Origin of the sequence: Alloprevotella sp. oral taxon 473 str. F0040, assembly GCF_000318095.2 — a bacterium.
In the GTDB taxonomy this organism is placed as follows: Bacteria; Bacteroidota; Bacteroidia; order Bacteroidales; family Bacteroidaceae; genus Alloprevotella.
In genome coordinates, this window is the sequence record NZ_KB290716.1 from 264,124 (window position 1) to 280,528 (window position 16,405).

At 46.6% G+C, this 16,405-nt stretch carries 13 protein-coding genes and 1 pseudogene; 6 read left to right on the forward strand and 8 right to left on the reverse strand.

Features of this window, described 5'->3' with window-relative positions; genetic code table 11:
- The 3 genes from HMPREF9999_RS05215 to HMPREF9999_RS05225 all read left to right on the forward strand — a co-directional run.
- A partial coding sequence (locus tag HMPREF9999_RS05215; RefSeq protein WP_009437407.1) for an acyltransferase family protein occupies positions 1–1,778 on the forward strand: 1,778 nt, incomplete at its 5' end.
- An 88-nt stretch (positions 1,779–1,866) separates the two neighbouring features.
- Entirely contained in the window at positions 1,867–3,270 is a 1,404-nt protein-coding gene (locus HMPREF9999_RS10735; protein ID WP_009437408.1) for an acyltransferase family protein, read from the forward strand.
- A gap of 18 nt (positions 3,271–3,288) precedes the next feature.
- A complete protein-coding gene (locus tag HMPREF9999_RS05225) occupies positions 3,289–3,831 on the forward strand; it encodes an SGNH hydrolase domain-containing protein (protein ID WP_262480953.1) in 543 nt (180 codons plus the stop codon).
- A 384-nt stretch (positions 3,832–4,215) separates the two neighbouring features.
- Here HMPREF9999_RS05225 and HMPREF9999_RS05230 read toward each other — a convergent pair whose 3' ends face one another.
- Positions 4,216–4,659: a DUF5606 domain-containing protein gene (locus tag HMPREF9999_RS05230; protein ID WP_009437410.1), complete on the reverse strand. Its 444-nt coding sequence runs from the start codon at positions 4,657–4,659 to the stop codon at positions 4,216–4,218.
- A 113-nt stretch (positions 4,660–4,772) separates the two neighbouring features.
- Positions 4,773–7,013 carry a beta-N-acetylglucosaminidase domain-containing protein gene (locus HMPREF9999_RS05235; protein WP_009437411.1) on the reverse strand — a complete coding sequence of 747 codons (2,241 nt, stop codon included), beginning with the start codon at positions 7,011–7,013 and terminating at the stop codon, positions 4,773–4,775.
- Positions 7,014–7,203: 190 nt separating this feature from the next.
- Between HMPREF9999_RS05235 and pepT the strand changes: the two genes are divergently transcribed.
- Both pepT and HMPREF9999_RS05245 read left to right on the forward strand, forming a co-directional pair.
- Positions 7,204–8,430: a peptidase T gene (gene pepT, locus HMPREF9999_RS05240; RefSeq protein WP_009437412.1), complete on the forward strand. Its 1,227-nt coding sequence runs from the start codon at positions 7,204–7,206 to the stop codon at positions 8,428–8,430.
- Between the two features lie 42 nt (positions 8,431–8,472).
- Positions 8,473–8,769 carry a DUF6804 family protein gene (locus tag HMPREF9999_RS05245; protein WP_009437413.1) on the forward strand — a complete coding sequence of 99 codons (297 nt, stop codon included), beginning with the start codon at positions 8,473–8,475 and terminating at the stop codon, positions 8,767–8,769.
- A gap of 205 nt (positions 8,770–8,974) precedes the next feature.
- Here HMPREF9999_RS05245 and HMPREF9999_RS05250 read toward each other — a convergent pair whose 3' ends face one another.
- A complete protein-coding gene (locus HMPREF9999_RS05250; protein WP_009437415.1) occupies positions 8,975–9,745 on the reverse strand; it encodes a DUF4369 domain-containing protein in 771 nt (256 codons plus the stop codon).
- A gap of 224 nt (positions 9,746–9,969) precedes the next feature.
- Positions 9,970–11,052, reverse strand: coding sequence for a CNNM domain-containing protein (locus HMPREF9999_RS05255; RefSeq protein ID WP_044063147.1), 1,083 nt, complete (start codon positions 11,050–11,052; stop codon positions 9,970–9,972).
- Positions 11,053–11,181: 129 nt separating this feature from the next.
- Here HMPREF9999_RS05255 and HMPREF9999_RS05260 point away from each other — a divergent pair, with 129 nt between their 5' ends.
- Positions 11,182–13,332 (forward strand): TonB-dependent receptor plug domain-containing protein, encoded by a 2,151-nt coding sequence (locus HMPREF9999_RS05260; RefSeq protein ID WP_009437417.1) that lies wholly within the window; start codon positions 11,182–11,184, stop codon positions 13,330–13,332.
- Positions 13,333–13,776: 444 nt separating this feature from the next.
- Here the strand turns inward: HMPREF9999_RS05260 and HMPREF9999_RS05265 are convergent, their stop codons facing one another.
- The 4 genes and pseudogenes from HMPREF9999_RS05265 to HMPREF9999_RS10745 all read right to left on the reverse strand — a co-directional run.
- Positions 13,777–14,118: a hypothetical protein gene (locus tag HMPREF9999_RS05265; protein WP_009437420.1), complete on the reverse strand. Its 342-nt coding sequence runs from the start codon at positions 14,116–14,118 to the stop codon at positions 13,777–13,779.
- A 7-nt stretch (positions 14,119–14,125) separates the two neighbouring features.
- Positions 14,126–15,724, reverse strand: a complete 1,599-nt coding sequence (locus HMPREF9999_RS05270; protein ID WP_009437421.1) for a hypothetical protein — start codon at positions 15,722–15,724, stop codon at positions 14,126–14,128.
- 180 nt (positions 15,725–15,904) lie between these two features.
- Entirely contained in the window at positions 15,905–16,087 is a 183-nt protein-coding gene (locus HMPREF9999_RS10900) for a transposase (protein ID WP_157049616.1), read from the reverse strand.
- Positions 16,072–16,405: pseudogene (locus HMPREF9999_RS10745) on the reverse strand (transposase); the annotation flags it as partial. The pseudogene HMPREF9999_RS10745 and the gene HMPREF9999_RS10900, both read right to left, overlap by 16 nt.

Sequence of the window (16,405 nt, forward strand, 5' to 3'; positions counted from 1 at the left end):
CCACTAACACCTTTTCTCTCAAACGATTCTACCTTCGAAGAATGCGCCGCATCCTGCCCGCTTTCTTCGCGATGGTAATACCCACCTTATTCCTCAGCAGATTTATCATCGTTGCCGGCAGTCCCGATGCGATAAAAGCCGAGCGCAGTGCTCTATCTGCTACGGTCTTTGCCAATAACCTCTTTAATTCCTTCTACACAGACTATTTTGACACCAGCAACCTCAATCCTTTTCTTCATCTCTGGTCCTTATCTGTTGAAGAACAATTCTATTTTATCTATCCTCTAGTCTTATGGGGAATTATAAAAGTCATCAAAAAATGGCTTCCGCTCTCTGAAAATCAATGGAAAACAACCACGTGGGTACTTTTTCTCCTGATGATTCTTTGCTGCATTTCAGCATTTACAGAAGTACGTTTTAGAGGAACCCTCGGGCAAATTTATTATCTTCCCTTACCACGCTTTGGAGAATTGCTATTAGGTGCTCTTTTAGCTGTCTTCAAAGCACATCAATCCTCTCAAACCTCTGCAGACTACGCGCCATCTGCACAGTATTCCAAGTACGCCACAGCCGTGGGCATCGGTGCTGCAATCGCGCTCCTACTCTGCCTTGTTCTACCTTTTCCCACGAAAATGCCGTGGTTTCCTGGACTCCTCGCCTTAGTGCCTTGTTCGGCTACGGCAGCCATTATATATAGTGGGGCTCATTCCAAAGGACCGATATATCACTTCTTAGCAACTACACCCGTTAACTTCATAGGACGTATTTCCTATTCTCTCTATTTGTGGCATCTTCCGATTTTAACTTTCGGACAATACATCAATGACGGCAACTTAACTTCGAGTGGTTTACTGATTGCTTCCCTCTTGATTGTCTTGTGCAGCCTATTATCCTATTATTTTGTGGAACAACCCTTGCGCCTCAAACAATGGTCGTTTGCAAAAACGGGAGTCTTAAGCTACATTCTGCCAACACTATGCGTGGTGGCACTCTACAATTTCAGACCTTTTGAAAAAGCAATGAGACCTTTCACGACCTGTGGCACACTGCGTAGCATCAACCACCTGGCAGACTACGTTGGAGACTCTACAAAGCAGGCAACAGTACTCATCGCAGGGGACTCCTATACCCAGCATCTCTACGACTTTTTTGATAAAGTAGGAAAGCATGAAGGCTGGCGAGCCAGAATTTCATACATACCAGGGACTCCCTACTTAGGAAATGATTATATTCCACAGAAATTCCTAAAAGAACGTGGGTACGATTATATTTTAGCTCAACAGCGGAATAGACTATTGAATAAAGAGCTCCCACTTTACGACCATGTGGTGCTTTCTATGTCGTGGCTTAGCCGAGGAGCAGATAGCACTTTTTTGCCAGCACTTGCTCAAGCAATTCAGGAACTGGAAAGCAAGAAGAAAAAAGTCACATTGATTTTCTCTGAAATTAGTTACGAGAAGGGGGCTTTAAAATGCACCTATTATAATATACTAGGTTTATCCTTCCTTAACTCAGCAAACGTATTTTCTGCAAACAAATTACGTCCTTTCAATCCCAATTCCAAGGAATTGACCACTTTGCAATATATCAAGACTCATTTCCCAAAGGTTAACTGCATCGTCCTACACAGATTACTACCTTCTTCCCCATTTATTAAAGGAAGATCCATTGTATTGAATGAAGACCACCTCAATAGCTACGGAGCCAATTATATTGCAGATAGCTTTATTTCAACAGGACAACCTTTGATTGTACCAAGCCAGTCTTCACAACGATAGACTCCATTCAGAGTATTGCTATCACGCCCCCCAATTAAGAGGTACTACCATTAACATAGCTTTTGAGTCCAAGAAACTTACCTCCCTTATGACCTATCGTCCCGACATAGACGGACTGCGCGCAATTGCCGTATTAGCCGTCATTCTCTTCCATCTAAACTCCTCGTGGTTGCCTGGAGGCTTCCTCGGAGTGGACATCTTTTTCGTCATTTCTGGCTACCTCATTGGCGGCATCCTCTATCGCGAGCTTTCCACTAACACCTTTTCTCTCAAACGATTCTACCTCCGAAGAATGCGACGCATCTTGCCCGCCTTCTTTGCCGTAGTGGTGTTCACTCTCATCGTTGGTGCGCAACTGATGGTGCCAGGTAGTGATGAGTGGAACACGGCACGTAGTTCAGCCAAGTGGAGTGTGTTCTTCGGGGGAAACTTCTTTTCTGCACTAAACACGGACTATTTCGCCCCGACTGTTGAGGTGCAACCCCTCAATCACCTTTGGTCACTTGCGGTGGAAGAGCAGTTCTATTTCATCTATCCGCTCATCTTGTGGGCAATCATGGGGATATTGAAGCGCATCCTCCCACCTGCTTCCTCCTCCCTCACAAGTTGGGTCAATGTTGTGCTCACCGCACTCGCCATCGCGAGCTTTGCCCTAGCCTTCGTCCCTTTCAGTGTTCACGGTGCAGCCTTAGTACCCTACTATCTTCCTCATCTTCGTGTTGGAGAACTCCTCATTGGAGCCATCCTTGCTGTGGCCGTTTCGCAAGGCAACCTGCAACCATCAGTCAAAATGGCAACAAGTGTGGGTAGCCTCAGTATCGTTGTCCTCATCGCCTGCCTCGTCCTTCCCTTCCCCAACACTACGCCATGGTTTCCAGGCTTCGCAGCGGCACTTCCCTGTATCGCCTCGGCAGGAATCATCTATGCCGGTGCTCGTCCCTACTGGTTCGCCAGCGTACTTTCGCATCGTGTAGTAGTCTTTGTGGGAAAAATCTCTTATTCTCTCTACCTTTGGCACTGGCCTGTGCTTGCCTTTGCGCACTACGCCTTGGGGCAAGAGCTCAGCTACTCAGTACTTGCTATTTGCGCTCTCCTCATCGTTCTGCTGAGTCTTGCTTCCTACTATCTCATCGAACAGCCTCTTCGTCACCTCCAATGGTCGTTTGGCCGCACAGGATTGGTCTATTATCTCTTGCCAACGCTCCTTGTGGCTGTCCTCTACATGCAGGGACGCACCACTCCAGAAGAGATGCGCCCGTATGTGCAACGTGGCAGTCTAAAAATTGCAGAACGTAATTTTGCCTATAAAGCTATAGGCGACTCTACGGCTGAGAATCGTGTCCTCATCATTGGCAATTCCTACACCATCCAACTCCATGACTTCTTCGATAAAGTAGCCAAACACGAAGGTTGGAAAGCTACTTTCTCTGGAGTTACCACCCATTTCCCAAACTTGACACCACAGGTCAAACCTCTAACAGCTAAAGAGTAAGCTCAACAATTACCTCTCATTGGCCAAAAAGGAGATGCAAGACAACTAAATGCCCTACGCACTCGTCGGATTGCTGGAGAATTAGAACAGTATCACACGGTTATTATCAGTCTTAACTGGTGGCATGAAGAATTTCTTGAGAAAGCTCTTAAACGAGTAGAACAAAGCATAGCCCGCTTCCAGAAAGAAGGCAAGCAAATCATTTTGGTGCACAGCTGCTACACCTACAACACATATCGAGTGGCAGAAACCTATCACAAAGTGATGGGAAAAGGGAATTGGTTATCCAACATACTCCCTGCGCCCATCCTCCAAAATGAAAAATACGAGAAGGCTGTGAGCAATTACCAAAAAGTAAAGCAGACCATCAGTACACGCTACCCTCAAGTGCGCTGGGTAGATCTTACCGAATTCCTTCCAGCTGACTTGATGGTTGAAGGAAAAACGGTGCTCTGCAACGGCACACACATAAACATCTATGGGGCAAACTATCTTGCCGATTGCTTCATTCGTAGTGGTCAGCAACTAGTAGCTGCTACACATACAGTTTCCTCACAATAATACGTTAGAATTGTTGCGCATCTAGTGCTACATATTCTGAGCATGAACGAATCGCAGAGAAAGCAACCTCGCGGGGACTCCTATACACTTGAGCGAAGTGGTTCATAAAGATAGGAGAATGGCAACAAAAACTCCAAGAGTTTTGAAAGAAAGTCGGAGATTTCTCAAAATATCTCCGAGTTTTTCATGGCATTTCTCCGAGACTTCCCAATGCACATCACAGCCTCTTCAACAATCGTCGCCACATTTCCTTGAGAAATCATCAAACATAGTAAAAGAAATCGCCCGCATCTCAATCTTTGAGGTGCGGGCGATGTTTTATTCTAGCCTAGCCATCTATGATCCAATACGAACCATCGGGCTAAAGCTCAATTCAGGGATGAATTATTCTGCACTCTTTTCAGCAGCTTCTTCGGCAACTTCTTCCTCAGCAGTAAAGAAATCTTTGTATCCAGCTTGCACGAGGAGGTTGTACCATTGCACCAATTTGCGGATATCGCTCACACGAACACGATCGCGATCCCAAGCAGGAAGAGCCACTTCGTCCATAAACTTAGTGAGTTCTGCTTCAGTAGCTGTCTTGTAGCCAAAAGTAGTGGGCTCACCCTTGAGGGCATCGCAAATGTTTTGAAACACTTGCATGAGGGGCACATCGTCAGCTTCGGTGTACATCGTAACGTCGGCAAGAGAAGTGACACGATCACGAGCACCAGCAGTGGTGCGGCGGTGAGTTTCGTCGATTGTTTCTACGATGAGCGTGTTGTTGCCACGACCCACGAGCTTGAAGAGTCCAGCTTTGCCGGAGATTGCGAGAATCGTTTCTTGCATATTGGTCTATTTTGTTTATAGTTTCGTTTGAAAATGCTGGCTGCAAATTTACGGCTTTATTTCTAGTTGTGCAAAGAACGACCTAAAAAACGCAGCGTTCATCAGCACAAATATTAGTCCTTAATAAACTTGAAATGACGGAAGTTGAGCTGTTGCTCCGCTCCGCTAATGTTGGTGATGCGGATAGCACGCACGGTCATTCCCCCTAGTTCATTACCAGTGTGAATCACCTGATCCTTTTCGTTGTAGTGAAGGAGAGCCACCTTCTGCCAAGTGCCGTCAGGACGGAGACATTCAAGCTGGAAGAGGGCTGCTGTGCCCGGCTTTCCAAAGTTGAAATCCATGCCACGAAGCGTTACAGGGCGATCGGTGGTGAGGGTGAAATGAGAACCCACGGGCCAAGTGATGATTTCGTAAGAAGGAGCCACTTTCACTTCACCGCCATAGATGCTAATGGGCTGGAGCTTGAGTTGAGGCACGTCGGTTTCGATGGTGAAGGGCTGATATTGTGTCACCACTTCGTAGTGCGTTCCTGCTTGTGCATTCATCTTCTCGGTAGCTACTGCGAAGAGCTTGTTGATAGCTGGGAGGAAACGAAGGGTTCCCAACTTGATTCCAGTTTGATATTCGTGGAGCACATTGCGATTGGCTTCGAGATCATACATTTGCTTCTGCAAAGCACGAGCACGATTGTATTGTGCATCGAAGCTCATCAAAGGTGCGCCTTCCGTAGCCGTGGCATTGTTCTGCCCCTTAACCACGAGTTCTGCAAGAGTGGTCACTGCCTGAGCATATTGTGCCAAGTGCTTACCTTGCATCAACCAAGGCAGCAATTCCTCAATGAGCCAAGGATTGGTCTTATCGGTCATGAGGAGATCGCAAGCAGTGGCAAGCGACTGAGCGTGCTCACGGAGTTGTGCTGCCGTAGAGAGGTCGCCCTTCATAGCTTGATCGCAGAGTGATTTTAGCTCACGGCTTTCATCTCGACGAAAACCATGACCATTAGGTCCAAGATCTTCATTGTAGGAAGCAAACACCTGAAGAGCTTGACTCTGCGCAGGAAGCAGGTTTTCTATAGCGCGCTTCCACGAGGTCATGGCATCGTAGGGCTTCATATTCCACAGATAGTCTGCGAGAGAATAGAGAGAGATTTTAGAACTCTCGGCATATTGCATTGGATTGCTCACAAAGCCAGAGAGATCATCTGCGATGTCAAGTCCGTTGCCATAGGTGGGGCCAAGGAGGATATGGTCGCGCACGAAGTCATTGACAGGGAAGTTGAACCAAATGTAGCCTTTGCGACGTATGCGCTCGTTGATCCAGTTCATGCCTTCCTTCTCGATGGTGTGCACCACGCTATTGCCCGTCCACATCACTTCGATGCCAGGGCGCAGGTGCTTGCCAAGGGTATGGAGATATATGTCGCCCTTACCACTCCACGCACGATTGTAAATCGTGGGACAAAGCAAAAGGGGAGAAACATCGCCATGCTTGCGCACAAACACTGAATCTACATAGTTGAGGAGCTCAGCTTGCTTCTCGCCACGTGATCCTTCGCCCGAGATGTCATCGAAGAAGACGGCAAAAGAACGGATGCCAAGACCATACATCTTCTCGAGCTTATTCACAAGATTATCACGATCTTCATTCGTCCATTTGATATCGAGGCCAGGGTGTATCGCCCAATAGAAGTTTACCCCACGTTGATGCGCACGGATATTGAGTTCTTGCAGCAATTTAGCTTCGTTCTCAGGATATGCCTCGCGCCAATGCTGGCGGTGATAGGGATCATCTTTCGGGCCATAGATGTAGACATTCATCTTGTTGCGACCATAGAAGTCAATCTGGCGCAGACGGTGTTCGTGACTCCAAGGACGACCATAGAAACCTTCGATGGCACCGCGGAATTTCACATCGGGCCAGTCTTGAATGGTGCAAGTCTCGAGTTGGCCTTTTGCCATCATTTCGCGCAAAGTCTGAACACCATAATAGAGGCCACGCTCATCGCGACCCGCAATGACCACTCCTTTAGGGCCCACAGCCATGTAATAGCCTTCCTCGTGTTGAGGCACGAGCTTCTTAAACTTATTGACACTGCGATCACCTACCACGCCGAGGGTGACACGAAAGCTCGCAGCTTTAGCGAGTTGCTCAACCCCTATCTCCGAGAGTGCAGAGAGGGCATAGGAAGATTGTCGCTGACGATCAGCTGTGACCGACCATGCTTTGGGCGCAGCAAAAAGATGACGCGTCGAAGTGACACTGTGTGGCACTGGATTGACCAATTCCACTTGGGCTTTTGCCCCCATGGCTAGGCCAGAACATATCGTGAGAGATAGCAAAAAGGCTTTCATTGTGTGATTTTTGTGAAGTTAGCTGCGCAAATATAGTACAAAACGGCCGAAGTTCCAAAAAAAGTAGTTACTTTTGTAGGAACGACTGCACTTTATAGGGCTTATTCACTAGTGAGGACATGTTCTGCATGTGAAAGCCTGCCGTAAACGTGCATAACAGCAACGATTTACCTCAAAGAATAACCACAAAATGACGAATATTGTAGACCGTTTTCTCAAATATGTGAGCTTCGACACTCAAAGCGATGACAGCACTGGCACCACCCCTAGCACCGAAAAGCAATTTCGATTGGCCGAATATCTCGTGGAGGAATTGAAATCCATCGGGATGGCTGAGGTGGAAATGGACGAATTGGGCTATGTTTATGCCACACTTCCTGCCAACACGGACAAAGCTGTTCCCACCATTGGCTTCATCGCTCACATGGACACGAGCCCTGATGCTTCGGGCGAGAACGTGCGCCCACGCATTGTGCAGAACTACGACGGCACGGACATCGTGCTGGATGCGGAAGCAGGCATCGTGACAAGTGTGGAAAAATTTCCCGAACTGCTCCGCCACGTGGGCGAAGACATCATCGTAACGGACGGTCACACGCTTCTAGGAGCTGATGACAAGGCAGGTATTGCCGAGATTGTCACAGCAATGGAATATCTCATTGCGCATCCCGAAATCAAGCACGGCAAGGTGCGTGTTGGTTTCAACCCCGATGAGGAAATCGGACTCGGTGCGCACAAGTTTGACGTGGAAAAATTTGGTTGCGAATGGGCTTACACCATGGACGGAAGTGAGCGCGGCGAACTGGAGTTTGAGAACTTCAACGCGGCTTCTGCCAAGATTGACCTCACGGGAGTGAGTGTGCACCCTGGCTATGCTAAAGACAAGATGGTCAATGCGGCACGCCTAGCCACCGAACTTGTGCAGAAGATGCCCGAATTTGAGACACCCGAACACACCACGGGCTACGAAGGCTTCTTCCACCTCACCAACCTCTCCGGAACGGTGGAGCGCGCGCAGTTGAGCTTCATCATTCGCGACCACGACCGCGAGCGTTTTGAAGCCCGCAAGGCGCTGCTCCGCGGATTGGTGCAAGGCATGAACGCCAAATATGGCTACGATGCTCTTCAACTCACCCTGAGCGACACCTATTATAATATGCGTGAGAAGGTGGAACCCATGATGCACATCATCGACATTGCAAAAGAAGCGATGGAAATGGCGGAGGTGACTCCCGAGATTAAGGCCATTCGCGGTGGCACCGACGGAGCACAACTGTCGTTCATGGGTCTTCCTTGCCCCAACGTCTTTGCTGGTGGCTTGAACTTCCACGGTGCGCATGAATTTCTCCCCATTCCCAACCTCGAAAAGGCGAGCGAAGTGGTGGTGAACATCGTAAAAATCATCGCAGAGCGTTAGGACGTTCATCGAGAGAACTGCTTCATTTATTACACCTTTCTTATGAAATCCTGGTATCCCGTATTGGCAGCATTGCTTTTGCTTTGTTTGGCTGCTATGCCCTATGGCTACTACGTCTTAGTTCGCTTCGTAGCCATGATACTATTTGCACTATTTGCCTATGAAAAATGGCAAAAAGAGCAACACACATTGGCAATAGTTTTTGGCGCACTTTCCCTACTCTTTCAGCCTTTTGTCAAAATTGCACTGGGCAGAGCTATGTGGAACTTTGTAGATGTCGTTGTCGCCGTGGGACTTCTCGTTCTATGGTTGAAGGGAAATCATAAAGAGAAGCACTGACCTTTCGATAAACTGCTTATAAAACAATTGAGAGCATTGCAACACTAGATTGCAATGCTCTCAATTTTTAGAATTAGGGTTGCGCACATTCATCGCAACGCACAAATAAAATAGAAATCTTGGATTAAAACACTGGAAGAAAGTAGAAACTGTTTTGGGAGCAAATGTCCTTCCGTTTGGGTAAAAGCCCCACATCATTAGCAGACTATGGTTTCTCCTTCAAGGCTTTCTTCATGGCTTTGGAGTTCTCCTCTCCCATCTTGGCAGTTTGAGGTTTATCCATTGCTGCAGGAAGATAACCCGCTGCGAAGAGATAGTGACGAATCAAGGGATGTTTGCGAAAAGAAGCAGGAGCTTTCTCCACAATCTCTTGGAGCTGCTTAGTCATCACAGGAAAGGGCTGCTGCTCTGTGAGCATGAGGAAATAACCTTCGCCCAACACATTGTTGGCATTCTCCAAAACAAACTTGACTTCGAGCTTTTCGATTTTCTCCAACAAGGCGTGTCGTTTGGGCTCTAGCTTTTCGATGACAGCAGGCATGGACATTCCAGAAAATATCATGCGATTGGCTGTGCGATCAAGCTCCCACAGTTCATTGTCATATCGGGCGCGCTGTGACATAAACTCCGACAAGCGGTCGTTAAGTGGGCCACCCGTTATGGTTTGTGCATAGTTGTCCACTTGCAACAACAATTGTCCGCCTTCCAACACCACAGGCATAAGATGCTGATCACCGACATAAATCTCTGCGAGTGCGATGCTGTCGATTGTGCCTCCGAAAGAGAAGCGACCATGAACGACGACACAAGAATCGAGATTGACACTTTTGGCTGTTTCTCCCTTAGTACTCGGTACGCGCAGGTAGAGTTTTTTCCCATCTAGACACGCCAACGATGAGTTTCCATCGATGTTATACTGCGAAGAGCAGGCGGTCAGGCCGATCAACAAAAGAAAGAGAAAGTAAATCTGGCGCATGATGGATAGGTTTAGAGAAACAATTGTATGGCAAGCTAAGCTTGATATTTTGCAAATGTACATCTAAACACGCAAATCTCCAAACAGATTCTAGGAAGTATCGCGGGAGAATAACTTTCTTTTGGAATCTAGTAGAAAGAACTTCATGGACTGACCACTATTTTAAGTGATCTATCGATAAGTTTATAGTGTAAAATAGAGCCACATACGAGCTTAAGAAAGTGCTACGCACCAGTTGGCTCTGGATTTTGCAGTTGTTGTTGCTGCCACTTCTCTCGCGCCATGTCTTGCATGTCCACCGCTTCGTCATATTCGTCCACGATTTCCACACCCAACATCGTCTCAATCACGTCTTCCATGGTCACGATACCACGCATCGTGCCATATTCGTCTGTGATGACAGCTATGTGTTCCTTTTGTTGTAGCATCTTTTCCCAGATGTTAGACACCACTTCATCATCTTTGAAAGTGAGGATTGGTCGCACCAACGTGCTGATTTCCTGCGCAAAGTGGTCTTCCGATAACCCCTCCAAAAGCTCAGAGCGCAACACATAGCCTTTGATGTATTCCTCTTCTGCATCATACACCGGCAAGCGACTGTGCACATCGAGATGCTCATCATCGCTTCGGAAAAACTCCCCTAGGGTCATCGTTTCATTGACAGCCGCCACCACAGTAGCGGGAGTCATGATTTCATCTGCACGAATCTCACCCAGTTTAAGGAAACTACGAAGGGCTTTGCTCTCCTTAGCTTTGAACACCCCTTCTTCCACGCCCACATCCATCATGGCCTGGACTTCTTCACGGCTCACAGAGGTTTGCACCTTCCCACGATTGATGAGTACGGTGATAAACTCTGACAACAACACCAACGGATAAGTGATGACGATGAGCACACGAATCACACTCGTGGCCCACAATGCGAGTTGTCGCCAGTAGGTTGCCCCTATCACTTTAGGGATAATCTCTGACACTACCAAAATGAGGATGGTCATCACCGCCGAGGCTATAGCCACTGCATCGCCTTCGCTACCAGGAGCTCCGCCATACATTTGCCATAGTTCTGCCGCTTGTGCTCCCACACCTGCCGCACCGACAGTGTGAGCTATGGTGTTGAGAGAGAGTATCGCAGCAATGGGGCGGTCGATGTCAGCCTTATAGCGTTTCAACACCGATGCAATCTTGTAGCCCTCTTGTTCTTTAATCGTGGCATACGAAGCCGTAGAAGCCAGAAGCACCGCTTCTAGCACCGAACAGAGAGAGGAGAGTGAAAGTGAGAGAAATAAATAAAAAAGGAGTAAGCCCATTCAGAGTCGGCATGTCCAGCATGCCTGATTTGGTTTGATGTGCAAAAATACATTTTTTCTCAGGCAATTACAAATACTTTGGACTATTTTTGTACCTTTGCACCGGTTTAATCCATATTATTCAACTCTATGTACCAAAAATCATCCCCCAAGGGAGCGCAATTCACCTTCCGCAGTTTCAGCCGCAAGGGCTACTCCTTGTTTGCTGCACTCGGTAGTGAAGTGAAGATTGGCGTTCTTGCGGTGGCCACGCTTGGCACAGCAGCCCCTTGTTTAGCTGCTACCAGCAAAGCTCAGCACGTAGCTCAAGTGAGCGACCAAGAGCAAGTGGCAACCCTCGACGAAGATCAGCGTTTGGGTGAAGTGGTCACCACCGCTTCCCGCACTCCCCTCGCTGCTGACCAAGCAGCTCGCCAGATGATGACCCTCAGCCGCTCAGAACTCGCGGCGGCGGGTGTCACGAGTATTAACGACGCACTGAAACTCTGCGCAGGAGTCGATGTCCGACAGCGCGGTGCGTTTGGCATTCAGACGGACATCAGCATCAATGGCGGCACCTTTGACCAACTCACCATTCTTGTCAACGGCATCGCCATCAACAACCCACAGACAGGCCACAACGCGGCCGATTTCCCTCTCAATCTTGCTGACATCGAGCGCATCGAGGTGCTCGAAGGCGCGGCTTCTCGTGTGTTAGGCACTCAGGCTTTTTCCGGTGCCATCAACATTGTCACACGACATGTCGGCCCAACGCTCTATGCCCGTGCGGCTGGAGGTTCGTATGGCACAGCTCAGGGTGAGGTGCGTGGGCTTTTCCGCCACCAATTCACCAATGGCAACTTGTTCACCTCTAGTTTGAGTGCAGGTTATCAGCGTTCAGATGGTGCCGTGCGCAATGGCGATTTCAAAGGTGGCAAAGCCTTCTGGCAAGGTTCGCTCGATGCAGCGCAATACAAAGTCGATGCGCAAGCTGGCTACACCAACACTGACTTTGGCGCCAACACCTTCTACTCCATCGCATCGACCGACCAATGGGAAAGCACTACGCGCTATTTGGCTTCTGTCAAAGCGGAAACAAAGGGAAAGATTCACATTGCGCCCCAAATCTCTTGGTTGCGCAACTACGACCATTTCCAGTTTTTCCGCAACACCCCCACGTATGAAAATTTCAATCGTGGAGATGTTCTTACGGCTGGTTTGAACTTGTGGACAGCATGGTCACTCGGTCGCACTGCCATCGGTGGTGAAGTGCGCCACGAAAACATCTATTCGGGCAATCTCGGCCGTGACATCAATGTAGATCAGCGTTTCCGCATCCCTGGACAGTCGCTCGATAAGAAAGACAATAAAGGCATTTGGCGCACTCATGATGGGCATCTAGCAGAATACACCAAATCGGTGGATCGCACCAACGTGAGTCTCTTTGCCGAGCACAATGTGTTACTCCACGATTGGACACTCTCGTTAGGTGTTCTCGCTCAGCGCAACAACGCCTTTGGCAAGGATTTCCGCTTCTATCCTGGTATCGACGTGGCTTATCGCCCTGCGGCACACTGGAAACTTTATGCTTCGTGGAACAAGTCGCTCCGCCTCCCCACCTTCACCGAACTCTACTACAAGAGTCCTTCGCAAGAGGGCAACATCGGTTTGAAGCCTGAGGAAAACAGTGCGTTCCGTCTGGGTACTACCTTCCGCCCCACAGCTGGCGTGACGCTCGACGTGGCAGCACAATACAACCACGGCACCGATGTGTTGGACTGGGTGATGTATGATGCCAAAGACAAATTTCATGCACACAACTTCCAGCTCGACAACTATGGCGTTTCTGCCAGCCTTGCCCTCGATGGCGCGATGGTATTAGGTGAAAATCAGCCCCTTCGTCGCCTGCGTTTGGATTATGCCTACCTCACGCAGAAACGTAAGGACAAGGAGGTCTATTTCAAGTCGAACTATGCCGGTGAATATCTCCGCCACAAGTTTGTCGCTACCCTCGACCATCGCCTCATTTCTCGCTTGAATGCCTCATGGGTGTTCCGCTTGCAAGAGCGCAATGGCAACTATGTCGTGGTGGATCGCACCAATCCTGCGAAGCTCAAAGCCACAGATCAGTTGATGCCCTATGGTCTGCATGGTCGTCTTGACCTCAAACTACACTGGGATGCGAAGAATTATTCGCTCTTCTGCGATTTGCAAAACCTCACCAACCATCGTTTCTACGATTTGGCAAATGTGGAACAACCTGGTTTTGTGGTTATGGCAGGAGCCAGCTACCAATTCTAGCATCTCTCACTTGTTTTTATATTGCGTTTACCGCCACCTCCCTCACGGGAAGTGGCGGTTTTTCGTGGCCCTTACACTTGAGCAAAGAGAAAGGCAAAAGAAGCTGGTGGCATCTCCTTTTCTATCGCTTTGAACCCTCCGAAAGTGCATGATAAAAATAAAAAGCGCAAATGCTTGATAGAGACTGTAGTCAATACTATACCTCCATCCAATATCCTTATAAGTCAAATGCTATATCCGAATGAAGGAAAGTTCTGTAATGATCCATTACCCCTTCAAAAATAGTAACATAACTTTTTCGGACAATACAAAAATCTCCTCACGGCATCATATATGACTACGAACTGTGAGGAGATAATTTGGGCTATTTTTTTCTTCTTTAGTCGTAGAGTCCAAAGACTACTCTTTATATCAGCAGCACCAAAGAAAAAAACGGGAAATAATTCAATCGACTTGACATACTAAATCAGCATTAGAGTTTGCGTCTCTTTCTGCCTTCAGTTTGCCGTTTACATAAATTTGAGTCGTAAGTAGTACTTCTGGATCTTTACAAGATGCACCAATTCTTACATATGTACCACTTTCAACTGTCACGAGACCAGATTTCTCCCAGTAGCTTTTGATGAGAATAGGTTCGTTGTTGAAGCTCGTCATAACTCTCACAACAGCTTCAGGAGTGTTTGAACGCACAACAAATTTCACTAGTGCTTGTTTTTCGCCTTTACTACATCCTGCTACTAGAATAAACATAAATAGTAGACAGATGGCATTGATTAGCTTGCGCATTATTTTATTATTTTGATGTAATAGAAAAATTCAGCATTCCTGTTTGATATAACTTTAGTTTGTAGCTTTCGCCATCACGTCCAATAATTATAGGATCATAGAAGTTCATATCAACTGTACCTAGATGGTCACTTCCTGCCTTACGAGTAACTTTTGAAGTTATTTTCTCTCGTTTCGTGTTTTTGTTCGAAGAAGCTGAGGCACCCACTTTAAAGACTCCAATATTGAATTTCACTTCTCCTTTGACGATTCCGTCTGCGATAGTCTCCTTTTCGTATTCCTCCATGAATTCTTTTTCTTCAGAAGGATCCTCTTCATAGATGCATATTCTTCTAGACAAACCTTCTTCTGCTATATCCCATTTAGGTAATGAGCAGCTGAAACGGTTTAAGTCTACAGGTTTGCTTGTAAATTTATCAATATCAACCCACCAAATATGATGTGACTGTCTAAACCATGTACCATGTTTGTAGTAATGCACGAAATTAAAATCCCATAAATCTTTAGGACTAAGAGGTACATAGAAAACGTAAGGAGTAGACTGGTTGCCACGAAAAACTTCAAATCTAAAGTTGAACGATCCTTGATGCCACATAATATCAATCAGACGGTCATAGCTGTGACTTCCTCCCCATTTCCCGACTCTTGACTGTTTTATATAAGGATCTGATGGAGTCTTACCCTGTGAATCTATAAAATCTGACATCGTTCTAAATGCTTTAGGATTCACTTCAAGGGATATGATGTAATCCCTTACAGAATGATTTAATTTACCTTCTTTATGATTAGGAGTGATTCCATAGTAGATGTAATCACGCTGATATGCCATCTGTGAAAAACTGCCGTCATCTGCGTTAAAATATTGGAAAGAGTTTATAGCCTTATATCCAACCGACTCATTCGATACAGCAGCTCTTGTGCTTAAGTTTCGTTTCCGATCATAATTGGGTGACTTAAATATAACCTCTTTTTCGGAGATGCCTCGAACGGCAGGAGCTGGTGCTTCAACTCGAGTATTCTCGTTTACTACAACCACAGGAAAATTGGGTATTTGTCCACTTGAAACTCTTTCAACCTCTTTGCCATTCATGTAGAGAGAAGTTGTACTATCTTTAGCTACAGCCACTGGAACTTCTGCTATTCGAGTGTCAAAATTTGAGGGATCCATATCTTCAAAAACAATAGCTGGAAGAAGGACATTGAGAAGCGGAAGCTTTTCTTCAATTGCACGCATTTCTTGTTCGGAAGAATTTTCAACCAAAATTTCTCGAAAAGTTTGTTTCCCAATCTGCTTGTCTCGTACTAAAGCGTAAAGAACATCATAGTTCTCGTCAAATTGCTCTAGAGCTTCAGTTTTCAAGAAATCTCGCAAGGATTTGTGTTGGTAGACTGCTTTAGAAAGGATAGAAGCAAATTTTTCCTTTGCTTGTTTTTTATCAACGAGCATTACAGGTGGCTCTTGCTGTGAAAAAGCTGATGAGGAGGATAGTGTCGACTCATCGTTGCATGAAATCACGCCTAGCATGATTAATAATGGAATGATTTGTTTGAATTGCATATCAAAAGAAATAATTTTTATCATGAGCAAAGATAAGAAAAGTTTCATAATAAAGAAGACGGAAAACAAAAAATAACACATATTCCAATTGGGTTGACAGAGTTCAATCTAAGTAATTGCTGCACGATAAGCTTCAAGCCACGATTTGAGAAAAGAAACGTGTCTTTTTATCATTCTAGAAAGCACTGTGCACAAGAGATTGGCAATGAGTACCACCCAGGTTTGTATCTAGGTGGTACTCACCTGTCTCCATAAAAAGTGCAAAGGAAAATGCTGTTTCAGATGTTTATAGAGGTTTTCTATAGCCCATCTACGCTTATAGATTTCAGTAAGTACCTCAACCGATAGTTCAAAATTGTTGGTCAGCAATGTTACCGACTTTCCAGAGTAATGCTCTATAGCTCCACGCATCGGGCTTCATGCCTTACCTTCACTATCTCAAAAGGAACGTGTTTGATTGCCGAAGTCAGTTCTACCACCATAGTTACACCTACTTGATACTTCATAATGGTGTGTACCTTCATTCCGCCTTTCTTCTTTTCGCTTTTAGGATATCTACCAACTCCCTTAAGAATGTTGTCAAAGAGCGTGATTGTGGTAGAATCCATCATATACAGCTGCTTCTCCCAGGCTTTTTGACAGCTCACAGAACGGCTGTCCGCTAAAAAAGGAGTGTAGCGTTCCAACAGGGAGGCATAAACTTGGGCAAAGAACTCTTGTGGTCGCCGC